Source organism: Bradyrhizobium sp. BLXBL-03, assembly GCF_051853015.1.
Lineage (GTDB): Bacteria > Pseudomonadota > Alphaproteobacteria > Rhizobiales > Xanthobacteraceae > Bradyrhizobium > Bradyrhizobium manausense.
This window is the reverse complement of sequence record NZ_CP182470.1, coordinates 4,215,612-4,241,375: the sequence shown is the minus strand read 5'-3', so window position 1 is coordinate 4,241,375 and position 25,764 is coordinate 4,215,612. Positions and strand designations below refer to the sequence as shown.

The 25,764-nt window shown below is 65.0% G+C and carries 22 protein-coding genes and 1 pseudogene; 16 read left to right on the top strand and 7 right to left on the bottom strand.

Features of this window, described 5'->3' with window-relative positions:
* Positions 1–64: 64 nt before the first annotated feature.
* The gene (locus ACNJX9_RS20400; protein ID WP_057755918.1) at positions 65–391 is read right to left on the bottom strand and encodes an NIPSNAP family protein; all 327 of its coding nucleotides are present in this window, start codon (positions 389–391) and stop codon (positions 65–67) included.
* A 197-nt stretch (positions 392–588) separates the two neighbouring features.
* On the opposite strand from ACNJX9_RS20400, the gene ACNJX9_RS20395 reads away from it, so the two are divergent.
* The 4 genes from ACNJX9_RS20395 to ACNJX9_RS20380 all read left to right on the top strand — a co-directional run bounded on the left by ACNJX9_RS20395 (position 589) and on the right by ACNJX9_RS20380 (position 5,191).
* Entirely contained in the window at positions 589–1,263 is a 675-nt protein-coding gene (locus ACNJX9_RS20395; RefSeq protein ID WP_439403954.1) for a response regulator, read from the top strand.
* Positions 1,260–2,636, top strand: a complete 1,377-nt coding sequence (locus tag ACNJX9_RS20390; RefSeq protein ID WP_439403953.1) for a sensor histidine kinase — start codon at positions 1,260–1,262, stop codon at positions 2,634–2,636. The genes ACNJX9_RS20395 and ACNJX9_RS20390 overlap by 4 nt, the downstream gene beginning before the upstream one ends.
* A gap of 112 nt (positions 2,637–2,748) precedes the next feature.
* Positions 2,749–3,384: a class I SAM-dependent methyltransferase gene (locus ACNJX9_RS20385; RefSeq protein WP_439403952.1), complete on the top strand. Its 636-nt coding sequence runs from the start codon at positions 2,749–2,751 to the stop codon at positions 3,382–3,384.
* Positions 3,385–3,532: 148 nt separating this feature from the next.
* Entirely contained in the window at positions 3,533–5,191 is a 1,659-nt protein-coding gene (locus tag ACNJX9_RS20380) for a hypothetical protein (protein ID WP_439403951.1), read from the top strand.
* A gap of 41 nt (positions 5,192–5,232) precedes the next feature.
* Here ACNJX9_RS20380 and ACNJX9_RS20375 read toward each other — a convergent pair whose 3' ends face one another.
* The 3 genes from ACNJX9_RS20375 to tpiA all read right to left on the bottom strand — a co-directional run bounded on the left by ACNJX9_RS20375 (position 5,233) and on the right by tpiA (position 8,315).
* Complete coding sequence (locus ACNJX9_RS20375) at positions 5,233–6,864, bottom strand: CTP synthase (RefSeq protein WP_439403950.1); 1,632 nt, start codon at positions 6,862–6,864, stop codon at positions 5,233–5,235.
* 166 nt (positions 6,865–7,030) lie between these two features.
* A complete protein-coding gene (secG, locus tag ACNJX9_RS20370; protein WP_057755941.1) occupies positions 7,031–7,420 on the bottom strand; it encodes a preprotein translocase subunit SecG in 390 nt (129 codons plus the stop codon).
* A gap of 139 nt (positions 7,421–7,559) precedes the next feature.
* Positions 7,560–8,315 (bottom strand): triose-phosphate isomerase, encoded by a 756-nt coding sequence (gene tpiA, locus ACNJX9_RS20365; RefSeq protein ID WP_439403949.1) that lies wholly within the window; start codon positions 8,313–8,315, stop codon positions 7,560–7,562.
* A 224-nt stretch (positions 8,316–8,539) separates the two neighbouring features.
* On the opposite strand from tpiA, the gene ACNJX9_RS20360 reads away from it, so the two are divergent.
* From ACNJX9_RS20360 to ACNJX9_RS20340, 5 genes and pseudogenes are all read left to right on the top strand, one after another.
* Positions 8,540–10,438, top strand: coding sequence for a SurA N-terminal domain-containing protein (locus ACNJX9_RS20360; RefSeq protein ID WP_439403948.1), 1,899 nt, complete (start codon positions 8,540–8,542; stop codon positions 10,436–10,438).
* 14 nt (positions 10,439–10,452) lie between these two features.
* Positions 10,453–11,466 carry an anthranilate phosphoribosyltransferase gene (gene trpD / locus ACNJX9_RS20355; protein ID WP_057755960.1) on the top strand — a complete coding sequence of 338 codons (1,014 nt, stop codon included), beginning with the start codon at positions 10,453–10,455 and terminating at the stop codon, positions 11,464–11,466.
* A 7-nt stretch (positions 11,467–11,473) separates the two neighbouring features.
* Complete coding sequence (gene trpC, locus ACNJX9_RS20350; RefSeq protein WP_439403947.1) at positions 11,474–12,295, top strand: indole-3-glycerol phosphate synthase TrpC; 822 nt, start codon at positions 11,474–11,476, stop codon at positions 12,293–12,295.
* Between the two features lie 16 nt (positions 12,296–12,311).
* The gene (gene moaC / locus ACNJX9_RS20345; protein WP_439410091.1) at positions 12,312–12,827 is read left to right on the top strand and encodes a cyclic pyranopterin monophosphate synthase MoaC; all 516 of its coding nucleotides are present in this window, start codon (positions 12,312–12,314) and stop codon (positions 12,825–12,827) included.
* A gap of 221 nt (positions 12,828–13,048) precedes the next feature.
* Positions 13,049–15,782, top strand: a pseudogene (locus tag ACNJX9_RS20340) (bifunctional diguanylate cyclase/phosphodiesterase).
* Between the two features lie 144 nt (positions 15,783–15,926).
* On the opposite strand, the gene ACNJX9_RS20335 reads toward ACNJX9_RS20340, so the two are convergent.
* On the bottom strand, positions 15,927–17,264 hold the full coding sequence (locus ACNJX9_RS20335; protein ID WP_057755969.1) for a S41 family peptidase: 1,338 nt from the start codon (positions 17,262–17,264) through the stop codon (positions 15,927–15,929).
* Between the two features lie 308 nt (positions 17,265–17,572).
* Here ACNJX9_RS20335 and ACNJX9_RS20330 point away from each other — a divergent pair, with 308 nt between their 5' ends.
* From ACNJX9_RS20330 to ACNJX9_RS20300, 7 genes are all read left to right on the top strand, one after another.
* On the top strand, positions 17,573–18,700 hold the full coding sequence (locus tag ACNJX9_RS20330; RefSeq protein ID WP_439403946.1) for an alpha-hydroxy acid oxidase: 1,128 nt from the start codon (positions 17,573–17,575) through the stop codon (positions 18,698–18,700).
* 14 nt (positions 18,701–18,714) lie between these two features.
* On the top strand, positions 18,715–19,338 hold the full coding sequence (locus ACNJX9_RS20325) for an HAD family hydrolase (RefSeq protein WP_439403945.1): 624 nt from the start codon (positions 18,715–18,717) through the stop codon (positions 19,336–19,338).
* A gap of 139 nt (positions 19,339–19,477) precedes the next feature.
* Complete coding sequence (locus ACNJX9_RS20320; protein ID WP_439403944.1) at positions 19,478–19,693, top strand: hypothetical protein; 216 nt, start codon at positions 19,478–19,480, stop codon at positions 19,691–19,693.
* Positions 19,694–19,862: 169 nt separating this feature from the next.
* On the top strand, positions 19,863–21,074 hold the full coding sequence (locus ACNJX9_RS20315) for a molybdopterin molybdotransferase MoeA (protein ID WP_439403943.1): 1,212 nt from the start codon (positions 19,863–19,865) through the stop codon (positions 21,072–21,074).
* Between the two features lie 175 nt (positions 21,075–21,249).
* On the top strand, positions 21,250–21,951 hold the full coding sequence (gene lexA / locus ACNJX9_RS20310; protein WP_057756726.1) for a transcriptional repressor LexA: 702 nt from the start codon (positions 21,250–21,252) through the stop codon (positions 21,949–21,951).
* A 185-nt stretch (positions 21,952–22,136) separates the two neighbouring features.
* A complete protein-coding gene (locus ACNJX9_RS20305) occupies positions 22,137–22,340 on the top strand; it encodes a hypothetical protein (RefSeq protein ID WP_439403942.1) in 204 nt (67 codons plus the stop codon).
* 192 nt (positions 22,341–22,532) lie between these two features.
* A complete protein-coding gene (locus ACNJX9_RS20300) occupies positions 22,533–22,967 on the top strand; it encodes a hypothetical protein (protein WP_057755980.1) in 435 nt (144 codons plus the stop codon).
* An 89-nt stretch (positions 22,968–23,056) separates the two neighbouring features.
* Here ACNJX9_RS20300 and ACNJX9_RS20295 read toward each other — a convergent pair whose 3' ends face one another.
* Positions 23,057–25,354, bottom strand: coding sequence for a ComEC/Rec2 family competence protein (locus ACNJX9_RS20295; RefSeq protein WP_439403941.1), 2,298 nt, complete (start codon positions 25,352–25,354; stop codon positions 23,057–23,059).
* Between the two features lie 99 nt (positions 25,355–25,453).
* Positions 25,454–25,687, bottom strand: coding sequence for a DUF2171 domain-containing protein (locus ACNJX9_RS20290; protein ID WP_057756031.1), 234 nt, complete (start codon positions 25,685–25,687; stop codon positions 25,454–25,456).
* Positions 25,688–25,764 lie beyond the last annotated feature (77 nt).

Genomic DNA, 25,764 nt, shown 5'->3' with positions numbered 1-25,764 from the left:
ACCCCATTCGGCCCTGACCTTTGAATATCAGGGTTGCGCCGCGGCCACCTGTCCGGAACGACAGCTACTTGACTGAAGAGAAAGCAGTCGGAGCCAGAATCTGGCTGACGATATTGGCAACGATCTGGCCATCTGCTTCGGACTTGGCGCGCGCCTCCACCCATTCTGGATCGGTCATAAATGCCCCCCATTTCTTCTCGCGCTCGGCCAGCGACTCCCAGGCGAGGAAATAGGTCAGCTCCTGGTTGGATTCGCCGATCAGCGTGGTGAAGAACCCGGCCTGCCTGATGCCGTGCTTCTCCCAGATCTTCAGCGTGGCAGTCTCGAACCGCTTGAGCAACGCCGGCAGGCGACCGGGCACGCAGCGATACTGGCGCATTTCGTAGATCATTCTCGTTTCCTCCCTGGAAGGGTGCGGCGGTTATAGCGATCGGCCATAGGGCTGTCTTGAGCCCTGCCCGGCCACCCTCCGCAGCGTTTCGCGCATGGCTGGACGGGACCGGGCACCGCGCAGCGCCTGTTCCCGCAATGCTGCCGCAATGATCGGGCCGCTAGAATGGCTCGGTTTTCAGTCAGGGTACCTGTTACATGCGGATCTTGCTTGTCGAGGATGAAGTCGAGATGGCCGGCGCCCTTTCGTCGGCACTGAAACGCTACGACATGGTGGTGGATCACGCCCCGACGCTTGCGGAGGCGGAAGAAGCGATTTCCGCCGACGTCCATGCCGCCGTCCTGCTCGACCGCCAGCTTCCCGACGGCGACGGCCTCACGCTGATCCCAAAGTTGCGGGCGCGCGCCGATGGCGTGCCGATCATCGTCCTGACCGCGCGGGGCGAGCTCGCCGACCGCATCGCCGGGCTCGACAGCGGTGCCGACGACTATCTCGCCAAGCCGTTCGCGGTCGAAGAGCTACTGGCACGATTGCGGGCGGTGCTGCGGCGGCCCGCGGGCCTGTCCCCGGACGTCATCCGCGCCGGCCGCATCGCCTTCGACCTCAACCATCGCGAGGCCAGCATCGACGGCCGGCCGTTCGAGCTTCCCCGCCGCGAGTTGCTGGTGCTCGAAGCCCTGATCCGCCGGATAGGCCGCACGGTGCTGCGCGCGGCGTTGGAGGAAGCCGTCTACAATTTTGACGACGAGATCCAGTCCAATGCGCTGGACACGCATGTCTCGCGGCTGCGCCGCAAGCTTGCCGAGGCCGACGCCGGCGTAGAGATCCACGGCATCAGGGGCGTCGGCTATCTCCTGAAGAAGCTGACATGAGCAGGCACGACGATCCCTATTGCCTGCGCTCGAGATTGAGCTGGCGCCTGCTCGCGCTCCAGGCCGCGCTGCTGCTGGCACTGGTCGGCGTGGTCGTCGGCGCGCTCTGCGCCTCAGGCTTCGTGCTGGCGGAGCGTGACGAGGACCGCGTCATCGATGTCGTGCAGCACGCGCTTGCACGCGACGCAGCTGGTGGCCTGATTCTGCGGTCGACGCCCGATTTGACACAGTTGCGTTCCGAGACACCGGACCTCTGGTTCCTGGTCCGCGACCGGCAAGGACATTCGCTGACCGAAGGCGCCGTGCCGGCGGAATTCGCAGCGATCGGCAGCGGTCTCGACCATATCAGCCAGGCGCGGCTCGGCTGGCAGATGTTGGAGGATGATCCGCGCAAGCCGGCGGCGCGGCTGAAGCGCGTCAACACCGATGCCGGCAATGTGCAGATCATCACTGCGACGCAGGGACGGCTGACCGGCGCCAAGGCACTCTTCATGACCTCGCTGGCGTTTCTCGGCATCGCCCTGCCCGGCCTGCTGATCATGGCTACCGCGACCTTCATCGCGACGCCGATGATCGTGCAGCGCGCCTTCCGGGGGTTGGATGCAACCGCGGACCAGGCGCGCCGCATCGACATTCATCAGCGGGGGGCGCGGCTGTCAGTGGAGCGGATTCCGCTGGAGGTCGTGCCGCTGGTCACCGCAGTCAACGATGCGCTGGCGCGGCTCGACCAGGGCTATATCAGGCACAAGCGTTTCGTTGCGGACGCCGCGCACGAGTTGCGCACGCCGATCGCGATCCTCAATACGCGACTGGAATCGCTGCCCTCTGGTCCAGACAAGACCCGGCTGCTGGAGGATACTGCGCGGCTGGCGACGCTGGCCGAGCAATTGCTCGACATCCAGCGGCTCGACCGCTGCGGCCATCCCTTTGCACGCGTCGATCTCGTCGCGGTCGCGCAGAGCGCGGCCGCCGACCTCGCGCCGCTGGCCATTGCCGCCGGCTACGAGCTTGCGCTCGATGCGCCCTCAACGCCGATCGAGACGATTGGTGACGCAGTCGCGCTGGAACGGGCGCTGACCAATCTCGTGCAGAATGCGATCCAGCACGGCCCGCGCCGCGGCACGATCGGCATTCGCGTCAGCAAGCCCGCTTGCATCGAGGTCACCGACGAAGGCGCCGGCATTCCACAAGATCAGCGCGAGCAGATCTTCGAGCCGTTCTATCGGCTCACCCCGCTCGACCGTGGCGCCGGCCTTGGTCTCAACATGGTGCGCGAGATCGTGCTGCTGCATGGCGGCCAGGTCGCGGTCACCGACGACGCAGACGGCGGCACCTGCTTCAGACTGACGCTGCCGCCACATCGGCAGAATTGATTCAATCTGCATCCGCACCTCGCAGCGCAATGCTGTCGCAATCCAGCGCCGCAACAGTGCATTCGCATCACCTCTGGTTTTCATGAGGTGCAGCCGAAATGCCGGAGTGCGCATGCCCAACGATTTTCTCTCCTTCTTCCTGTCCTGGATGTCCTCACCGCGCCAGGTCGGCGCCATCACACCATCGGGTGCGGCGCTGGCCGATCTCATCACGCGCGAGATTACCGAGAAGACCGGCCCGATCCTCGAGCTCGGTCCCGGCACCGGCGCATTCACCTACAAGCTGCTGAAGCGCGGCGTCAGGCAGCAGGATCTCACGCTGATCGAATACGGCTCGGATTTCATGAAGCTGTTGCAGATGCGCTTTCCCGGCGCGCGCGTGCTGTGGATGGATGCGGCGCGGCTGGCGACGGAGCGTCTCTATGACGGTGCGCCCGTCGGTGCGGTCGTGAGCGGCTTGCCGCTGCTCAACATGTCGACGCGCAAGGTCATCTCGATCGTCAGCGGCGCATTCAGCTATGTCCGCCCCGGCGGCGCCTTCTACCAGTTCACCTATGGCATGAGCTGTCCGATCCCGCGGCCGGTGCTCGACCGCCTCGGCCTGCGCGCAACGCTGGTGGACCGGGCCTTCCTGAACGTGCCGCCGGCCGCCGTCTACAAGCTGACCCGACGACCGCAAATGACGCTGATTGCGGGATCGCTGGCGCAGCAGGCGTCAACACCCGCCGCAGCGCAAGCGGATTGTTAGACCAACCGCCTCCCTGATTGCGAGCATGGGCTCAATAGCGCTCGGGCACTCTTCTTGGTATTGTCGCGGCTCGATCTTGCGGATGAGCCGCCGGTGACGCTCAAGGGCAGATGGCGCCGCGGCCAACGCGATCAGGGGAGGCAAGACATTGACCTATTTTGATCTCGGCCCTTACAGCCGCAAAATCACCACCTCGTCGCCCGAGGCCCAGCTCTGGTTCGACCGAGGGCTCAACTGGGTGTTCGGGTTCAACCACGGTGAAGCGATCAAGTGTTTTCGCAAAGCGCTGGCGTACGACGGAAACTGTGCGATGGCGCACTGGGGCATCGCCTACGCATCGGGCCCCAACTACAACCTTCCCTGGGTTCGCTATGACGCCCACGGCCGTCAGCTGGCGCTCGCGGCATCCTACGATGCGACGCGGGACGCTCTCGCGCATGCGGACAAGACTGGCCCGGTGGAGCGCGCGCTGATCCGTGCGTTGCCTGCGCGCTATCCCCAGCGCGAGGCCATCGAGGACATGGCGGCGTGGGACAAGGCTTTCACGCAGGAGATGCGCAAGGTCTTCGCGACATATTCAGACGATCTCGATGTCCGGGCCATCCTTGCCGAGGCGATCATGAACGAGACGCCGTGGCTGATGTGGGACCTGACCTCTGGAAAACCGACGGCGGGGGCCGGCACCGAGGAATGCAGGACGGTTCTCGAACAGGCCTTCGACAGGATGCCGGCGGCATGGGATCACCCGGGGCTGCTGCATCTCTACGTCCATCTCATGGAGATGTCGCCGTTCCCGCAACGAGCAATGCGAGCCGGCGACCGGCTGCGCGCGATCGCGCCCGACAGCGGACATCTGATCCACATGCCGACCCATCTCGATGTGCTGTGCGGACAATACAACGACGTCCTGCTGTACAATCAGAAGGCGCTGGCAACGGATCGAAAGTTCCTCGCTTACTCCGACGATCCAGGTGTCTACCTGGTCTATGTCATCCATAATTTCCACTTCGCCATCTACGGCGCGATGTTCCTGGGCCAATATGCTCCCGCCATTGCGGCAGCCGAGGAGCTCATTGCGACCGTGCCCGATCCGGTGCTGCGCATTCAGTCGCCACCCATGGCCGACTTCCTGGAAGGCTACCTGACGATGAAGCAGCACGTGCTCGTGCGCTTCGGCAAATGGAACGATATCATCGCGCAAAAGCTGCCGGAGGATCGCGAGTTGTACTGCTCGGTGACCGCCATGATCCACTACGCCAAGGCGGTGGCTCATTCGGCGCTTGGCCACGTCACTGAGGCCGAAACCGAAAAGGCGCTGTTCGCGCAGGCAAAGACCCGCGTGCCGGAAAGCCGGCTGGTGCACAACAACAAGGTCGTGAACCTGCTTGGTGTGGCCGAAGCCATGCTGAATGGGGAGCTGGAATACCGCAAGGGCAACTACGACATGGCCTTTGCCGAGTTGCGCAGATCGGTCGCACTCAGCGACGCATTGCCCTATGACGAGCCCTGGGGATGGATGCAGCCGCCGCGCCACGCGCTCGGCGCGCTGCTTCTGGAACAGGGACGGATCGAGGAAGCCGAGGCGGTGTACCGCTCCGATCTCGGCCTCGATGGAAAGCTAAGCCGTGCCTGTCAGCATCCCGACAATCTGTGGTCACTTCATGGATTGCATGAATGCCTGGTGCGGCGTGGCGACAAGGTCGAGACGCCGCTGATCAAGCAGCGACTCGATCTCGCCCAGGCGCGGGCGGAGGTGCCGATCAAGGCATCGTGCTTCTGTCGCAGGATGGACATGGCGGCCGCGTAAGCGAGCGCGCGAGCCAGGATCACCGGAAACGGCTGAGCCGGTTACACCAGCCGCGACTGCTTCGCCGCCGCCTCGATGAACGAGGCGAACAGCGGGTGCGGCTCGAACGGCCGCGACTTCAGTTCGGGATGGAACTGGACGCCGATGAACCAGGGGTGATCCTCGTATTCGACGATCTCGGGCAGCACGCCGTCGGGCGAAAGGCCGGAGAATTTCAGGCCGTGCTGCTCGAGGCGATCCTTGTAGGCGGTGTTGACCTCGTAGCGATGGCGGTGGCGCTCGGAAATCTCGGTCGCGCCGCCATAGACCTGCGAGACGCGGCTGCCGCGGCTCAGCGCAGCGGGATAGGCGCCAAGGCGCATCGTGCCGCCCAGATCGCCGGCCTGCGAGCGCTTCTCGAGCTCGTTGCCGCGCAGCCATTCCGTCATCAGGCCGACCAGGGGCTCCTTGGTCGGGCCGAATTCAGTGGAGTTGGCCTCCTCGATGCCGACGAGATTTCGCGCCGCCTCGATGACGGCCATCTGCATGCCGAAGCAGATGCCGAAATACGGCACGTCGCGCTCGCGCGCGAACTGCGCCGCCTTGATCTTGCCTTCGGCGCCGCGCTGGCCGAAGCCGCCCGGCACCAGGATGCCGTTGACGTGTTCGAGGAACGGCGCCGGATCTTCCTTCTCGAAGATCTCGCTCTCGATCCAGTCGAGATTGACCTTCACCTTGTTGGCGATGCCACCATGCGAGAGCGCCTCGATCAGCGACTTGTACGCATCCTTCATGCCGGTGTACTTGCCGACGATGGCGATGGTGACGTTGCCCTCAGGGTTGCGGACGCGCTCGTTGATCTTCTGCCAGCTCTGCAGCGCCGGCGGAATCCGCGAGCCGATCCCGAAGGCGGCGAGCACTTCATCGTCGAGGCCGGCGTTGTGATAGGCCTCAGGGACGGCGTAGATGTTGTCGACGTCGCGCGCCTCGATCACGGCGCTTTCGCGCACGTTGCAGAACAGGCCGAGCTTGCGCCGCTCTTCCTTCGGGATCTCACGGTCGGTTCGGCACAGCAGGATATCCGGCTGGATGCCGATCGAGCGCAGCTCCTTCACCGAATGCTGCGTCGGCTTGGTCTTGAGTTCGCCGGCGCTCGGGATGTAAGGCAGCAGCGTCAGGTGGATGTAGACGGCGTGATCGCGCGGCAGCTCGTTCTTGAGTTGGCGGATCGCCTCGAAGAACGGCAGGCCTTCGATGTCGCCGACGGTGCCGCCGATCTCGACCAGCACGAAATCGTACTCGTCATTGCCTGACAGCACGAACTCCTTGATGGCGTTCGTGACATGCGGGACCACCTGGATGGTCGCGCCGAGATAATCGCCGCGGCGCTCCTTCGAGATGATGTCCTGGTAGATGCGCCCGGTCGTGATGTTGTCCTGCTTGGTCGCAGGACGTCCGGTGAAGCGCTCGTAGTGACCGAGATCGAGATCGGTCTCCGCGCCGTCATCGGTCACGAACACTTCGCCGTGCTGATACGGCGACATCGTTCCGGGATCGAGGTTGAGATAGGGGTCGAGCTTGCGGAGGCGGACCTTGTAGCCCCGGGCCTGCAGCAGGGCACCGAGTGCCGCTGAAGCGAGACCCTTGCCGAGCGAAGAAACCACGCCGCCGGTGATGAATATGTACCGCGCCATGGGACTTAACCTCTAATCCCTCAAACCCGATTCGCCAAAGCGATTCGTATTCAGCCCCAAAGAATCTGCGGGCCTGTGGGTGAGCCAAAACGAAGAATGGTGACAGTGCCTTGATGGGGATTGTTGATGCAGGACGCTAGCCACCGTCCTGCATGGCCCCCCTGCTTTATTGCGAGCGCGGCACCTGCGGGCCGCTCGGCGCCGCCGGAGCCTGCTGCTGCTCGTCCGCCTTCTTCAGCGTGTCCAGAATACCGCCCGACGTCGGCGCGGTGATCGGGTTGGCGCCGCCCGGCTGGGTCTGTGACGCGGGCTGGCCGATGATCGAGGACGGCGCGCGGTTGTAACCGGCGTACCAGGACAGGAACAGGCTGGTCAGGAAAAAGCCAGCCGCGAGGATTGCGGTGGTTCGCGACAAGAGATTCGCAGTGCCACGGCTCGACATGAAGCCCGCACCGCCGCCCATGCCGAGGCCGCCGCCTTCCGACTTCTGGAGCAGCACGGCGCCGATCATGACGGCGACGATCATGAGGTGGATGACGATGACAACGGTCTGCATGCTATCCTTCCGTCACAAGCGGGCGGCGCCTGACGGCGGCCGATCGCGCTTCGCGGGTTTTCCTGAAGTTGCGCGGTGTTACACGATCGGAGGGGGTATTGCCACCCCCGATCGCCCCCGCGTCAAAGCTTTGACTTAGCTAGGGGCAACCCTTCGCGATCGCAAGGAAATCGGCCGCCTTCAGGCTGGCGCCGCCAACCAGCGCGCCGTTGACGTTTTTGACCGCCATCAGCTCGGCTGCATTCGACGGCTTGACCGAGCCGCCGTAGAGGATCCGCATTTTCGCCCCGTCAGCCTTGAACCTGGAGCTCAGGAAATCCCGGATAAACCCATGAATCTGCTCGACATCCTTGGCCGTGGGGGTGAGGCCCGTGCCGATCGCCCAGACCGGCTCATAGGCCACGACCAGATTGGCGGCCGTGGAGCCGTCCGGCAGCGAGCCGTCGAGCTGGCCTCGGACGATGTCCAGGGTCTGGCCGGCATCGCGCTGGGCCTGCGTCTCGCCAACGCAAACGATCGCGACCAGCCCGGCTCGCCAGGCGGCTTCCGCCTTCTGCCTGACAAGCGCATCGCCCTCGCCGTGGTCGGCGCGACGCTCGGAATGGCCGACGATGATGGCGCTCGCGCCAGCGTCGGCGAGCATTTCGGCCGCGATATCGCCGGTATGGGCGCCGGAGGCCTTGGGATGGCAGTCCTGGGCTCCCACCGCGACCTTGTTGCCCCGCGCCTTCTCGGCAAAGGCCGCGATCAGGGTCGCCGGCGGGCAGACCAGCAGATCGGCCTTGCCTGATACCTCTGCCGCACCATTGAGCATGGCGTCGAATTCGGCGGCCTGGGCTTTCAGGCCGTTCATTTTCCAATTGCCGGCGATCAAGGGGCGGATGGCTTCGGTCATGTCAATGTCCAGCAGAATGAGGTTTGTGCATGCGCTAGCAGAGGCGCCGTGGCAGTTCCAGAGACCAGACGCATCTGACCGCAACTTCGAGGGCCGGCCTGGGGCGAGGTTGCGGGGCGAAAGCCGCCACTTTATGATGGCATATCAATTTGGTGACGCGCTTTTGCGGAATCTGCATTAAGACGCGCTCCCGTTCCCCTCCTTATCAAGACAAGTTGGACCAAATGCTTCGAGGAATGCGCAAGGCCTCATCAAACTGGGTCGGCAAGACCATCATGGCCGTCGTGATGGGCGTGTTGATCATCAGCTTCGGCATTTGGGGAATCGCCGACATTTTCCGGGGCTTCGGGCAGTCCACGTTGGCCAAGGTCGGCCACACAGAGATTTCGCTGAACGAGTTCCGCCAGATCTACACCGACCGCCTGCAGCAGATCGGCCGCCAGTTCGGCCGTCCCCTCACGCCGGACCAGGCGCGCGCGTTCGGCCTTGACCGCCAGGTGCTGCAGCAGACGATTGCGGAAGCCGCCCTCGACGAGAACGCGCGACAGATGGGGCTGGGCCAATCCGATGAGCAGGTCCGCCAGCTCATCATGAACGACCCGAACTTCAAGGGCGTCGACGGCAAGTTCGATGCGAACCGCTTCCAGGGGCTGATCCGTAATTTCGGCTACACCGAGCAGCGCTACGTGGCCGAGCAGCGCAAGGTAGCGCTGCGCCGGCAGATCACGGGCACGATCGGTGCCGGCATCGAGCCGCCGAAAACCATGCTCGAGGTGGCGACGCGCTTCCAGAACGAGCAGCGCTCGATCGAGTTCGTCAGGCTCGATACGGCGCAGGCCGGCACCATCGATCCCCCCTCGCCCGAGGCACTCGCCGCCTATTTCGAGGATCACAAGGTCCAGTTCCGCGCGCCCGAATACCGCAAGATCGTCTTCGCCATGATCTCGCCTGAGGAGATCGCCAAGTGGAGCGACGTCTCCGACGATGACGCGAAGAAACTGTTCGATCAGCGCAAGAACCAACTCTCCACACCGGAGAAGCGCCAGATCAAGCAGATCGTGTTTCCTGATGCCGCCCAGGCACAGGCCGCGCGCGAGCGTCTGGTCGGCGGGATGTCTTTTGAAGATCTCGGCAAAGAGCGCGGTTTGACGGCCTCCGACGTCGATCTCGGCCTGGTGACGAAATCCTCGCTCGAACCCACCGTCGGCAATGCCGCCTTCGCGCTTCCGGTTGGCGAGGTCAGCCAGCCGATCCAGGGCCCGATTGGCGTCTCGATCGTCAAGGTCGAGAAGATCGAGCCCGGCGCCGAGGCCGACTACGCCAAGTTTGCCGCCGACGTGAAGCGATCCATCGCGACCGAGCGCGCGCGCACCAAGGTCGGCGAGCTCCGTGACAAGATGGAGGACGAACGCGGTGCCGGCACCAGCGTCGCCGATGCCGCGCAGAAGCTCGGGCTCACGGCCGTGACCATCGACGCCGTCGACCGCTCCGGCCGCGCGCCGAACGGCCAGCCGGTCGCCAACATTCCCCCGGGCCTCGACGTGGTGTCGCAGGCCTTCAACAGCGATGTCGGCGTCGACAACGACCCGATCTCGTTCAAGGGCGGCTACGTCTGGTACGACGTGCTCGCCATCACGCCGTCGCGCGACCGCAATCTCGACGAGGTCCGCGACCAGGTCGAGGCGCGCTGGCGCCAGGACCAGATCGCCACCAAGCTGAAGGCGAAGGCGACCGAGATGGTGCAGAAGCTCGAACAGGGCGGCAAGCTCGCCGACGAGGCCGCAGCGGTCAACGCCAAGGTCGAGAGCGCCAGCGGCTTCAAGCGCGACGACACTCCGGCCGGAGTGCCCGCCAACATCGTTGCGGCCGCCTTCCGCACCGCCAAGGACGGCGTCGGGCAGGCGCCCGTGACCGGCGGCACCGAAGTCATCGTCTTCCGCGTCACCGACATCGTCGATCCCGCGGTCGACACCGCCTCCGATGCCGTCAAGAAGCTGAAGGAGAGCGTCGGCAAGTCGCTGACCGATGAACTGGTCGCCTCCTACGTCAACAAGCTTGAAACCGACATCGGAACCACCATTAATCAGGCCGCCTTCGCGCAAGTGACCGGCGCGAACCAGTGAGTTGAAAGCACGCGATGGACGACCTGAAATCGATCATTGGAAAAGTGGCGACCGGCGCCAGCCTGTCGCGTGAGGAAGCCGCATCCGCCTTTGACGCCCTAATGTCCGGCGAGGCCACACCCTCGCAGATGGGCGGCCTCTTGATGGCGCTGCGCGTGCGCGGCGAGACCGTGGAGGAGATCACCGGCGCGGTGACGGCGATGCGCTCGAAGATGCTCACCGTCGACGCCCCCGCCGACGCGGTCGACATCGTGGGCACCGGCGGCGACGGCTCCGGCTCGGTCAACGTCTCGACCTGCGCCGCCTTCATCGTCTCGGGCACCGGGCTTCCCGTCGCCAAGCACGGCAACCGCGCACTGTCGTCGCGTTCGGGCACCGCCGACGTGCTGGCCTCGCTTGGCGTCAAGCTCGACCTCAAGCCCGAGCAGGTCGGGCGCTGCGTGCGCGAATGCGGCATCGGCTTCATGTTCGCGCCGGCCCATCACCCCGCCATGAAGAACGTCGGCCCGACCCGGGTGGAGCTCGCCACCCGTACGATTTTCAACCTGCTCGGGCCGCTCACCAACCCGGCTGGCGTGAAACGGCAGATGGTCGGCGTATTCTCCAGGCAATGGGTGCAGCCGCTGGCGCAGGTGCTGAAGAATCTCGGCTCCGAATCCGCCTGGGTGGTGCACGGCTCCGACGGCCTCGACGAGATCACCCTCACCGGCCCGACCTTCGTTTCGGCGCTCCACAATGGCGAGATCAGGAATTTCGAGGTGACGCCCGAGGACGTCGGCCTGCCGCGCTGCGAGCCCGGCGCCCTCAAGGGCGGCGACGCCGACGCCAATGCGATGGCTCTGCAAAACGTGCTCGAGGGCAAACCGAGCCCCTATCGCGACGTCGCGCTGATGAACGCCGCCGCGGCGCTGGTCGTCGCCGGCCGCGCCAGGGACCTGAAGGAAGGCGTCGCGATCGGTGCGAAATCGCTCGACAGCGGCGCTGCGAATGCGCGACTGAAACATCTGATCGCGGTCTCGAACAGCTGAACCCGTCATGTCCGATATCCTGACCAAGATCGAGGCCTACAAGCGCGAGGAGATCGCGGCGGCCAAGCGCGCGCAGCCGCTCTCGGCGCTCGAGGCACAGGCCAGGGCGCAAGGCGCGACGCGCGGCTTCGTGCGCGCAATCAAGGCCAAGCATGCCGATGGCGATTACGCGCTGATCGCCGAGGTGAAGAAGGCCTCGCCCTCCAAGGGGCTGATCCGCGAAGATTTCGATCCGCCCCTGCTGGCCAAGGCCTATGAAGCGGGCGGTGCGGCCTGCCTGTCCGTGCTGACCGATGCGCCCTCGTTCCAGGGCCATCTCGACTTCATGGTGGCGGCACGCGCGGCGACCTCGCTGCCTGTGCTGCGCAAGGATTTTCTGTTCGAAACCTATCAGGTCGTCGAGGCGCGGGCGCACGGCGCCGACTGCATCCTCATCATCATGGCCGCGCTGGATGACGCGACGGCCAGGGATCTCGAAGACGCCGCGATCGCCTACGGCATGGACGTGCTGATCGAGATCCACGATCGGGCCGAGCTCGATCGGGCGCTGAAGCTGCGTTCGCCGATGATCGGCGTCAACAACCGGAACCTGCGCACCTTCGAGACGTCGCTGGCGACCAGCGAGATGCTGGCGCCTCTGATCCCCGAGGGGCGGCTGATGGTCGGCGAAAGCGGCATCTTCACGTCCGCAGACCTCGCCCGGCTCGAGCGCGTGGGCATGTCGACCTTTCTGGTCGGCGAGAGCCTGATGCGGCAGGCCGACGTCACTGCCGCCACGCGCACGCTGCTCGCGCGCGAGACCAAGGCCCGCGCCACGGGCGCGCGCTGACATGGTGCGCAAGATTCTGGCGCGCAAGCCTGCGAAGACCAGGCCTTCGAAGAAGGCGGGCCCTGCCCTCACCCATATCGGCGCCACTGGCGAGGCGCGGATGGTCGACGTCTCGGACAAGGCCGCGACCGAGCGGCTCGCCGTTGCCGAAGGCCGTGTCGTCATGGAAAAGGCAACGCTCGACCTGATCGTGTCTGGCAACGCCAAGAAAGGCGATGTGCTCGGCACCGCACGCATCGCCGGAATCATGGCCGCGAAACGGACCTCGGAGCTGATTCCGCTCTGTCATCCGCTGGCGCTGTCGAAGGTCACGGTCGACATCGAGCCCGATGCGAAGCTGCCGGGCTGCGTGGTCCGCGCCAGCGTCAAGGTGACTGGCCCGACCGGCGTCGAGATGGAAGCCCTGACGGCGGTGACGGTCGCCTGCCTCACCATCTACGACATGATCAAGGCGGTCGAGCGCGGCGTGCGCATCGACGGCATCCATCTGATCGAAAAGCTGGGCGGCAAGTCGGGCCATTATCGCGCCTGATCCGGTGCCATGTCAGCGTTGAGCTTGCTGCCCACGCCGCTCACGACCGCGATGACAGCAAGTCCGATACCGGCGCCGTGGGTATCGATTGCATTTGTGCGCATCCGTTTATGTCGCGTTAACCGCGATTCCTAACGTCGCCTCCACATCGATCCCGTAAACCGACGGATGTCATGGGGATCAAGTAGCCACCCTGACGTGTGTGGACGGCAGCGATCGACATGATGACAAGATACGGCAGCCGCCTCTTCGACCAGGCCTTCGTGCGCAGCGGACCGATCCGCTGGCTCGTGGTGGGCGGCACATTGCTGATCGCGGCGATTGCCGTCGGCGCGGTACTGATGGCGTCAGAATTTCCGCGAGCGCGCGCTGCGCAACTCCAGTCGCGAACTGGAAAACACCGTGCTGCTGCTCGCCCATCATTTCGATCAGCAATTGCAGGATTTCGTGGTCATCCAAAAGGATTTCGTCGACCACGTGCGCCTCAGCGGAATCCTGACCGCGGACGACTTCCGCAAGCGCCTCTCCGGCGAGGACGTGCACCGGATGCTGCGCTCGAAGATCGAGGCGCTGCCGTACATGGGCGGCGTCAACATCATCGACGCCGACGGCAATGTGATCAATTCCTCGACGGCATGGCCGGCTCCGAAGGTCAACGTTGCCGACCGCGCCTATTACCGCACGTTCCGGTACGATCCGCAGGCGCCCGACGTGCTGATCGAACCGGTTCACAGTCGCATCTCCGGCGCCTGGACCATCCTGATCTTGCGCAGGATCATGGGGCCACACGGCGAGTTCATGGGTGCCGTCGGACGCGGCATCGAGCCGGCTAATTTCGAGAAGTTCTTCGAAACCCTCATGCTCGGCGATAGCGCCACGATCTCGATGCTGCATCGGGACGGCACCCTGCTTGCCCGCTTTCCCCAATCAAGCGACATGATGGGACGCAATTTCAGGAACGGCTCGTTCGAGCAGCAAAGGATCTTCACGCAAGACCATTTCGCCGGGCGGATGGTGAGCCCGATCGACGGCGAGGACCGGCTGGCCTCGGCGCGCACCCTCCCCCACTTCCCGATCCTGATGATGGCGACGACAACGCGCGCGGCAGCGCTGGCCGACTGGCGGGAACAGATCGGAATCCTGATTTCGGTCGCCGGCGCCTCCGCGCTTGCGATCGCGGGCGTGCTCACCGCGATCGTGCGCAAGCTGGTGGCGCAGCACCGCATGTCCCGGGAACGGTTGACCCTGGAGAAACAGCGTCTCGATCGCGCCGTCAACAACATGACCCAGGGCCTTTTGCTGTTCGACGCCGAGCGGCGGCTCGTGGTCTGCAATCAGCGCTACATCGAGATGTACGGCTTGTCGCCCGACATCGTCAGACCCGGCTACAGCTTCCGCGACATCATCGCGCACCGCAAGGAGACGGGCTCGTTCACCGGCGACGTCGACCAGTATACCGCGCGCGTGCTGCGCGACATGCACGTGCGCAATTCCATGGTGGTCGACACCAGCGATGGCCGCTCGATCCAGATCGTCAACGAGCCTCTCGCCGACGGCGGCTGGGTCGCGACCCATGAGGACATCACCGAGCGGCGCCGCACCGAGGAGCGCATCACCCACCTCGCCCACTACGACGCACTGACCGACCTGCCCAACCGCGCCAAATTCCACGAACATCTGCGCGAAGCGCTGGCCGCCATCGGCCGCGACGAAGAGCTCGCCGTGCATTGCATCGACATCGACGAGTTCAAGGGCGTCAACGACGCGCTCGGCCATCTCGTCGGCGACGAGCTGTTGAAGTCCGTGGCGGAGAGCCTGCTTCGCTGCGCCGGCCCAAACGATTTCGTTGCCCGGCTCGGTGGCGACGAGTTTGCGATCGTGCAGGGCGCAGTGACCTCGCAGGACCAGGTCAACGAGCTCATTGCCCGGATCTTCGCCGCGATCCGCACACCGTTCGATTGCATGGGCCATCACCTCACCACCGACGCCAGCATCGGCATCGCGCTGGCGCCGCGACACGGCAACGCGCTCGACCAGATCCTGAAGAACGCTGATATGGCGATGTACGCCGCCAAATCTGCCGGGCGACACACCTATCGCTTCTTCGAGCCGGAGATGGACGCCAGGGTGCGCGAGCGGCGCCAGCTGGAGATCGACCTGCGCCACGCCATCGCCCAAGGCGGGTGCGAAGGCGGCCTCGAGGTCTATTACCAACCCTGCGTCAGCCTGAAGGACGATCGCATCACCGGCTGCGAGGCGCTGGTGCGCTGGCGCCACCCCGAGCGCGGCATGGTTTCGCCGGCCGAGTTCATCCCGATCGCCGAGGATACCGGGCTGATCAACGAGATCGGCGAATGGGTGCTGTCGACCGCCTGCCGTGAGGCGGCCACGTGGCCCGACGACATTCGCCTTGCGGTCAACGTCTCGCCGGTTCAGTTCAAGAGCGGCACGCTGGCGATGAAGATCATGGCAGCGCTGGCCGCCTCCAGCCTGCCGGCGAGCCGGCTCGAGCTCGAGATCACCGAGGCCGTGCTGATCCGCGACGACGACACCGCGCTGGCGATCCTGCACCAGCTCCGCGCCATTGGCGTGCGCATTGCGCTCGACGATTTCGGCACCGGCTACTCCTCGCTGAGCTATTTGCACCGGTTCCCGTTCGACAAGATCAAGATCGATCGTTGCTTCGTCAACGACATCGCCGGTCCCGACGGCTCCGCCAGCATCGTGCAGGCGGTGGTCAATCTCGCCAGCGCCCGTCGCATGGCAACCACGGCCGAAGGCGTCGAGACCGAGGAACAGCAGCGGCTGCTGCGCACGCTCGGCTGTACCGAGATGCAGGGCTATCTGTTCAGCGCCGCAAAGCCGGCCGACGGGATGCTGGAGCTGTTCGCGCTTCATCGCAGCCGGCTCGCCCAGCGCGAGGCCGAACAAGGCCGTCGGCGCGAGGTTGGCTAGTCCCTCCACAGCAGACGCCGCGATCGCACACAAAGCCGCGACAATTCGGCCTTTGCCGCGATGAATCCGAGCTAAAAACGACATCGCCCGGCAGTGGCGATCCACTCCCGGGCGACGTGCTGAGCTCGCAAGGATCGATAGGGCTTAGTTCGGCACCGTCGTTTTCGGCGCCGGTTTCGCGGCAGCCGCATTCACCGTGACGCCGTGCAGGAAGTCATAGGCCGCGTGCAGTGCCTTGTCGTCCTTCTCTTCCGGCGGGACATAGGACTGCGAGCCCGTCTGCTCGGTGCCGTCGGCGGCCTGCAGATGGCCGCGCATCTGCGATTCGGCGATGGTGTCGACGCGGCCCTTCAGCTCGGCCGGGACGTCCTGGAGAATCTCGATATCGGGCGCGATGCCCTGAGCCTGGATCGAGCGGCCCGATGGCGTGTAGTAGCGCGCCGTGGTCAATGCCAGCGCGCCATTGCCGGTGCCGAGCGGAATGATGGTCTGCACCGAGCCCTTGCCGAACGAGCGCGTGCCGATGATCGTAGCACGCTTGTGATCATGCAGCGCGCCCGCCACGATTTCCGACGCCGAAGCCGAGCCGCCATTGACCAGAATCACGAGCGGCTTGCCCTTGGTGAGGTCGCCGCCATGCGCAGTGAAGCGCTGGGTTTCTTCCGGATTGCGTCCGCGGGTCGAGACGACCTCGCCGCGCTGCAGGAACGCGCTCGATACCGACACGGCCTGGTCGAGCAGGCCGCCCGGGTTGTTGCGCAGATCCATCACATAGCCAACGAGCTTGTCTTGCGGGACGTCCTTGGAGATCGAGGCGATCGCCTTCTTCAGGCCGTCGGTGGTCTGCTCGTTGAACGAGGTGACGCGGATGTAGCCGATGTCCCCGTTCTCCACGTGGAAGCGGACCGGGCGGACATGGATGATCTCGCGCGTGATCGCGACATCGAGCGGAGCATCGGCGCCCTTGCGCACGATGGTCAGCTTGGTCTTGGTGTCGACCGGCCCCTTCATCTTGTTGACGGCCTGCTCGAGCGTCATGCCCTGCACGTTTTCGCCGTCGATCTTGCTGATGAGGTCGCCGGACATGATGCCGGCCTTGGACGCCGGCGTGTCGTCGATCGGGGAAACGACCTTGACCAGGCCCTCTTCCATCGTGACCTCGATGCCGAGGCCGCCGAACTCGCCGGAGGTGGTCTCCTGCATCTCGGTCCAGGCCTTGTCGTTCATGTAGCGGGAATGCGGATCGAGCGAGGTCACCATGCCCGTGATGGCGCCTTCGATCAGCTTGGCATTGTCGGGTTTCTCGACGTAGCTCGCCTTCACCCGCTCGAAAACTTCCCCGAACAGGTTGAGCTGGGAATATGCATCATCCGCGCCTGCCGCCGCCCGAGCCGCCCATAGTCCGCCCTGCGGACCTGATACGAGGAGGGTCAGGCACGCTCCGGTGAGCGCGCCCAGGGGGAAGAGCAGGGTTTTCCGCATGGAATGGGTGGCCTTTTCGCTGAGCGGTTCTATTGAGGCTGGGCAGCCGCCATGCAAGTGGCGATCCAGCCCGGTTCTCACAATATCATTCTGGTTTCTTCAAGGCCGGCCTGCCACGCCGGCGGGTACGCGGCAAAAATCCCTTCGCCTAAGCCTAAACATTTGGCAACGTTCGCAAGCCGGCCCCGTTTCCAGCGGGAATCAGTCGACCGGACGGCGCCTCGCAGCTATGCGATTTTAGGATGGTTTTGGAGCGCCGGACGGGATAGGCGATGGCACAATTGCTTCAAATTCTCGGGAGGATAACAATGAACGAAGCACTCCGGCCGGAACGGAACGTCGAACTCGGCGCCAGCAACGAGCCGTTCCAGAACCTGCACGAATTCATCCGGAAGGCGCGTTCCAATCTCAACCAGAACGCCTGGGACTACATCGTCGGCGCGGCCGAGACAGAGACCACGATGCGCCGCAACCGCATGGCGCTGGACGAGATCGCGTTCCGCCCCCGCGTGCTGCGCGACGTGCGCAAGGTCAGCGGCTCGGTCGAGCAGTTCGGCCGCAAGATGCGACTGCCTGTGGTGCTCGCCCCCGTCGGCGCGCTGGAGATCTTCGATCCCCTTGGCGCAGCCAGCGTCGCGCGCGCCGCCGGTACTTTCGGCGCATCGCACATGCTCAGCTCCGTGTCCGAGCCCGGTCTGGAAAAGACCGCCGAGGCCGCGCCCGATGCGCTGCGCCTGTACCAGCTCTACGTCCGCGGCGATGACGCGTTCGTCGCGGACGTCGTCAGCCGGGCGCAGAAGGCCAATTATGCCGCCTTCTGCCTGACCGTCGACACCGCCCATTACAGCCGTCGCGAACGCGACATCGCCAAGCGCTATGTTCGCGAGAGCCGTCTGCGCGCCACCGGCGGCGACTACCAGAAGGGGCTGGAGTGGCGGACCGTGAAGATGATCAAGGACAAATTCAAGATCCCCCTGATCCTCAAGGGCATCGCCACCGCCGAGGATGCAATGATCGCGCTCGATCACGGCGTCGATTGGATCTACGTCTCCAACCATGGCGGCCGCCAGCTCGATCACGGCCGCGGCGCCATGCATGTGCTGCCCGAGATCGTCGACGCCGTGAAAGGCCGCGCCAAGATCATGGTCGATGGCGGCTTCTGCCGCGGCACTGACATCGTCAAGGCGATCGCGGCGGGCGCCGACCTCGTCGGCATCGGCCGGCTGCAATGCTGGGCGCTGGCCGCAGCCGGCGAGACCGGCGTAACGCGGATGCTGGAACTGCTGGAGGACGAGGTGCTGCGCTGCCTCGGCCTGCTCGGTGCCACCTCCTTCGCCGAGGTGGACAAGTCCTGCCTGCACCCGGCCACCGCAACCAATGCGCCGAGCGTGTTCAGCGCGTTCCCGCTATTCGACCACGAGCCCTACCGATACTGACCCGAAAGGATGCAATGACCTCGCTCTCTCCCGGCAGCGCAGATGCGCTTCTGTTCGATCTCGGGCGCGTCGTGCTCGACATCGATTTCTCCAAGGCGATCGCCTGCTGGGCGGGACATGCCGGCTGCGAGCCCGAAGCCATCGTCGCCCGCTATGTGCGCGACGAGGCCTACCGCCTGCACGAGGTCGGCAAGATCAGCGACGAGGACTATTTTGCCTCGCTGCGCTCCTCGCTCGGAATCTCCATTTCGGATGTCCAGTTCCTCGAGGGATGGAACGCGATTTTCGCGGGCGAGATGCCTGGCATCGCCGAGCTGCTGCCGCGCGCGGCAAGGCAGATGCCGCTCTACGCCTTCTCCAACACCAACCGCCCGCATGTGGACTATTTTTCCAGGGAATATGCCGACCTGCTCGGCGATTTCCGCGAGTTGTACCTGTCCTCCAGCATCGGCCTGCGTAAACCGGATGCGGAAGCGTTCGACCACGTCGTGGCCGCGATGGGCGTGCCGGCGAGCCGGATCGTGTTCTTCGATGACCTCGCCGAGAACATCGAAGGCGCGCGCGCCCGCGGCCTCACCACGGTCCATGTGACCTCGCACCACGACGTCGGCGTCGCGCTGAAGGCGCTGGGGATCTGATCGGGGGGGGCAATTCCGGAACAACGCCCGAAAACGAGGAACCAAAGCTCTCTGTGCATTTTTGTACGGAGTTCCGGGAACGGAATGCCCCCTTCCGGACTCTTGAGTCCGCTGGGATTTCCATGGACGGACATATCGCGTGTTGGGCAAAACATACCTCACCAGGCAGGCCTCCCTGCTGGTCAAATTCGCCAAGACCACTTCGGACGCCGAGCTTTCTGCCAAGCTGATGAGCAAGGCGGCCGATCTGAAATCTCAGGCAGATCCGATGCCCGACCGGGATCAGGGCCCCAAGGCGCCCGACGTCGCTGAAGTGGAAAACGCGGCAAGCGGAAATCCCATAACGCGGTCGTGATGCTGGCCACAGTTCTGCCCCGTCGGGCCGGCCTGCGGGATCATGCTGGACATGAGCCCTAGTGCCCGAAGCGTAAGCTTCGCAGCAGTATAGCCTTTTTTGCGTCGGCCCTCCCGCTCGGCTAGAACCTTGCCCGACCGAGTCCTTGATCTCGTTGCGGGAGTTCGCCGTGGCCCTGATGCCGGTTTCCGATGCGCTTGCCGCCGTGCTCGCCGGTGCGGAGCCTTTGGCTGAGGAAATGATCGCTCTGGATCAGGCCTTCCATCGCGTGCTCGCGCGGGACGTCGCGGCGCGGCGGACGCAGCCGCCCGAGGCGATGTCAGCGATGGATGGTTATGCCGTTCGCGCGGCTGATGCTGCGAAGGTTGATGCGCAGCTCACGGTGGTCGGCGAGGTTGCAGCCGGCCGCCCATTCGCAGGAACCGTCGGTGCCGGCGAAGCTGTCCGGATCTTCACCGGCGGCGTCGTTCCGGCGGGCGCCGATGCGGTCGTGATCCAGGAGGACACCATCTCGGACGGCAAGCGCATCACGATCAAGGAAGCCGCCGTCACCGGGCGGCACATTCGCCCCGCCGGGATCGACTTCCGCGAGGGCGACGTGCTCCTGCGCAAGGGCGTACGGCTCACCGATCGGGACCTTGCGCTCGCCGCGGGCATGAACCATCCGGAGCTGAGCGTTCATCGCCGTCCCAAGGTCGCGATTCTCGCAACCGGCGACGAGCTGGTGATGCCGGGCTCGACACCCGGCCCCGGCCAGATCGTCTATTCCAATGGCTACGCCCTGCACGCCCTCGCCCGCAGCGAGGGTGCCGACACCATCGATCTCGGCGTCGCCGCCGACACGCTTGCCGCCACCACCTCAGGGATCCGCCGCGCCCGCGAATCCGGCGCCGACATCCTGATCACGACCGGCGGAGCGTCTGTCGGTGACCACGATCTGGTGCAGCAGGCGCTTCGGCACGAAGGTATCTCGATGGCGTTCTGGAAGATCGCGATGCGGCCGGGCAAGCCGATGATGAACGGGCAGCTCGGGCCGATGCGCGTCATCGGCCTGCCCGGCAATCCCGTGTCATCCTACGTCTGCGGCTTCCTGTTTCTGGTGCCGCTGATTCGCGCGCTGTCGGGCCGTTCAATGATTCATCATCGCCGCGAACGCGCCGTGCTCGGTCGCGACCTCGGGGCCAATGACCAGCGCGAGGATTATCTGCGTGCGCGTCTCGAGACGCGGGACGACGGCACGCTCATCGCTCTTCCCGTCAACCACCAGGATTCCTCACTGTTGGCGAATCTCGCTGCGGCACAGGCACTTCTCGTGCGCGCGCCGTTCGCACCGAAGGCCGCTTCCGGCACGCCTTGCGAGGTCTTGCGACTGCCGGAGTGAGCGCGCCGACGCAACCGTTCCGCGAACTTTGTCGCGTTCACGGTAAATTAAGCAGTTGCGGAACATGTATCGAACATATAGTGTCCGTTCATGATTTGTTTCGAGCATGTAGCGGCTTAATGCTGAATTCAGCGTCTGTGAATCGAGCGACATCGTCAGGGGGATTTTGGTCGAGATGTTAACGCGCAAACAATACGAGCTCCTGCGGTTCATCAGCGAGCGATTGAAGGAAAGCGGCGTGCCGCCCTCCTTCGACGAGATGAAGGATGCGCTCGACCTGCGCTCCAAGTCGGGCATCCATCGCCTGATCACCGCGCTTGAGGAGCGCGGCTTCATCCGCCGCCTGCCCAACCGGGCCCGTGCCATCGAAGTGATCAAGCTGCCTGAACTCCAGGCGGCTGCCGGCAGCCGTCGCGGCTTCACGCCGAGCGTCATCGAGGGCAATCTCGGCAAGGTGCGCACGATGTCGAGCCCGCCCGTCGATGAGGGCGAACGCCCTGTCGCAGTTCCCGTGATGGGCCGGATCGCGGCCGGTACGCCGATCGAGGCCTTGCAGACGCGCAGCCACACCATCAGCGTCCCGCCCGACATGCTCGGCGCGGGCGAGCATTACGCTCTCGAAGTTCGCGGTGATTCCATGGTCGATGCCGGCATTCTCGATGGCGACATGGCGCTGATCCAGCGCAACGAGAGTTGCGACACCGGCGATATCGTGGTGGCCCTGATCGACGACGAGGAAGCCACGCTCAAGCGTTTCCGCCGCCGCGGCGCCTCGATCGCGCTCGAGCCGGCAAACGCCGCCTACGAGGTCCGGATCCTGCCGCCCAACCGGGTCAAGATCCAGGGCAAGCTGATCGGGCTGTACCGGAAATACTGAACGCGGCGCACGTCGCCACCTGGCAAGCACGCCCTCAAGATTGGAGCGGACGATTGTTCGCTCCGGCTGGTTAGTTTTTCTGGCTTTGCACAGATTATCCGGCCACCTCTCCCGCGCTACATCCCCGGCACGCCATGACGAAGCACGCATCGCTTCGCAGGCCTTGCGAGACCGAGGAGACCGCCATGCACAAGATCATTCTGAGCACCGTCGCGATCGCGCTGATCGCAATATCAGCGTCGCAAACCTTCGCTGCGCAGCCGCAGCATCACGTTCGCAGGGCGCCACAGGCAATGAGCGAACAATTCCGCAATGCCCGCAACTCCGTCGGGCAACGGGCGCAGCCGGCCTGGCCTTATTCGGGTTGGTCGGCACCGGCTGGGCGCTAGCGAAGAAGCTCTCGGAATGCACGGAAGCAGTCTTTGTTCCTCGGACATCTGAAAAAGAAATTGTGATGGCAGCCTGCAGACTCAAGCCGCAGATTTGCCCCCAACATGGCATATGATCGCAGGCTTCCACTCTGATAGAGGCCTGCGCCTCAGAAGAGGCGCGGGTGCTCTATCGCTGATGAGGAGCACCCGATGTGTGACTATAGCTTGCATGCCGTCGCGACGCGTCCCGCAGAAGTCGGCGAGACGATCGTCACGACAACCTTCCGCGGCACCTCGACGCGCGGCTTCGCCTCCGAAGCCGACATGTCGGTCGCGGTCTGCCTGCTGCCGGGAACGGAGCTCGCCTTCGCCGACAACGTCCGCTACGACAACAGGTGGATCTGGACGCGCACCATCAATTCGCGCGTCGGCAAGTTCGGCAAGGTCGATCCGCACATTCCCGATCGTCATCACGACGCGATCGAATTCCCCGATGGCAAATACGTGCTGGTGACCCAGCTCGTCGAAGGCCAGCGCGCAACCGTGCTGCAACTGCCGGTGACCCAGCCGCTCGGCGAGCGCGAGCACAAGCCGCAAGTTGTCGCCGACAGACAGCCGATACCTCCCGGCCTGCCGATCGGTTGAACCGGCCTAATTTGGGCATGATCTCCGCGCAAACGCGTTTTCGCGTTTGTCGCGCCGGAGAACCGCTCCGCGCTTTTCCCGATCATGCCTCAATCCTCGGCCTGAAGGTCGGCCTCGGACGGTGTTGCGTCCTTGGCGCGCGGAGTTGCGGACCGCGGCATGACGGTCCCTTCGAAATCTCCATCGCCGGCCGCCGCCGGCGACCAGGGGCGGTTTGCGCCTCTCGCCCTCGCCTCCGCAATGGCAAAGCCATCGGCGCGACGTGTCAGCGCCAGCGCGCCCTGGCTCGCCAGACGCGGCCGATCGATCACCATCCCGGTGCAATCCGGCGGCGCAGGCTTTGCCGTCACCACCAGGGCCGCGCGACCGCAATCATCAGCCAGCGCGTCGATGCGGAGCGCCAGCGCGACCATGCGGCCGTCGGCAAGCGGCGTCACGCAGCCGGCATCGTCGCACGACACGCCGTCGCCGAGCGAGGTGCTCGCCGCATCGCGCGGATCAGCGTCCGCTGCAAGCCACTCCTTCAGCAGGAAATTGTCCTTCTTCGCCCTGATCAGGTGCAGCTGCCCGTCCCTGGCGCGCACCGCGACGTTCTGACCGTCACCGGCAATCAGAATATCGGGTTGCCTGATAGAAAGACCCCAGACGGAAGCTGCCACCAGCACGAATGCTCCCGACCAGCGCAGCGGCGTGCGCAAAAGACCCATCAGGATCAGGCCGAGGCTGGCAGCGATCAGCGGCGCCGTGCCGAAGGCGCCGACGTGGCCGACCGCGCCGGGCAATGCCGCCACCCAGCGCGTGACCAAGATCATCCAGTCGATGCCGATCCCCATCAGCCACCAGAACACGCCGTCCAGCCCGAACGGAGCCGCGAGCAATCCGAGCAGCCCGGCCGGCATCACCAGCGCCGAGACCACCGGCATCGCGCCGAGATTGGCGAGCACGCCATAAGGCGTCACACGGTGGAAATGGAAGGCGGCGTAAGGCGTGGTCGCAAGTCCCGCGATCATCGAGGCCATGAACAGCATCGCGATCTCGCGGCCTCCCCACAGCGCGATGCGCGCGGTCGCCGAATGATCGGGCGAGGCCAGCAGGCTCGGCATGCCGATCTGCACCATGGCGACGAGCCCGAGCGTTGCCGCGAACGACATTTGAAAGCTTGGATGCACCAGCGCCTCCGGCGCGACCGCGAGCACGATCAGCGCCGCCACGGCCAGGGTGCGAAACGTGATCGCGCGGCGATCGACGATGACAGCGATCAGCACCACCGCGGTCATGAAGAACGATCTCTGCGTCGCGACTTCGGCGCCCGAGAGCAGCAGATAGAACGCTGACGCAACCAAGGCGGCGGCGGCCGACCATTTCTTGATGGGAACGCCCGCTGCCAGTCCCGGGACGAGCGCGAGCAGCGCGCGGACCGCGAAGAAGACGACCCCCGCGACGACGGCCATGTGATAGCCCGAAATCGAGAGGACGTGACCGAGCCCCGAGATGAACATGGCGTCGTTGACCGGCGTCGTAATCGCATCGCGGCGGCCGGTGAGGAGCGCGGTGGCGATGGCGCGGTTATCGCCGTCGAGCGTGGCGCGGATGCGCGCGTCGATCGCATCGCGCAAGCCCTGCATGATCGCGGCATAGCGTAGCTGCAATCCGCCCGACACGGCCGGCGTCACAGTCGTGATCGCCCCCATCGCAAAACCGGAGGCGCCGATGCCCTGGAAGAACATGTCGCGCGAGAAATCGTAAGCGCCCGGACGCAATGGCGACAGCGGCGGCATCAGCCGCGCCTTCAGCTGCACGAAGCTGCCGACATCGGGCGCGGTCCCCTTGCGGACGGAGAGGCGGACGCGCTCGAGCGTCACGTCGCTGCGCTGCGCCTCCATCGCCGTGACGCGCAGCACGAAACGGTCGGTGCGTTCGCGGATGTCACGGGTCTCGACGAAGCCTGACAGCGACACGGAATACAGCGGCTTTGCCAGCACGGTATGGGCGATGCGTGCCGTCTTCCACGTCGCCGCGGCAAAGCCGGCCGCAACCGCCGCGATCATGATGGCGGGCGCAAACAGGCGGCTTCGCCGCAACAGGACGGCGCCAGCCATGAGCGCGGTCGCCATCGCCATCGTGACCCAGAGCATCGGCTCATGGTCGGCGGCAAAATAGAGCGCGATGCCGCAGCCGAAGGCGACGGGCACCCAGGGAAACAGCCGACCCGCACCAGCCTCGGCCTTGGCCCATTCGCGCAGCTGCCCGACGACCGCGGGCCAGACGCCCGACCCGGCCGGCACGAACCCGCCGGCCGACGCGGTCCGGCCCGTCGGCCAAGTTCCTGCGATCGGCGTCCCGGCAATGCCTTGCGACAGACGCTGCGGCCGGCCCGGTTCCGCCATTCCCTTGGCAACCCCTGCGATATCAGACAGGCGCAGAGGCTACCGGAACGTGCAGGCCGCCGAATAGCGGTACGGATCGAGAACGCAAGGGCCGCGCCCCTACTTTTCCTCTTCCATCGTCACGGCGACGTCCGCCTTTGCCGACAGCCGGACCTTGTTGCCCTCGACACCGGCGACGAGGCCCTTGTCGATGAAATGGTGGTGACCCCGGTGGCTGCCCTCACCGCTGTCCTTCTTGGTCAGCTTGATGCGGTTGCCCTCGACCTTGTCGACCGTGCCGACATGGACGCCGTCGGCGCCGATGACTTCCATATGCTCTGCGATGTTTTGCATGGCGGGATCCTCCGATCGATCCGCCTCAACGCGGCGACAGCACGTTCGTTTCCATCGCCGGAATGACGATGCCGTGC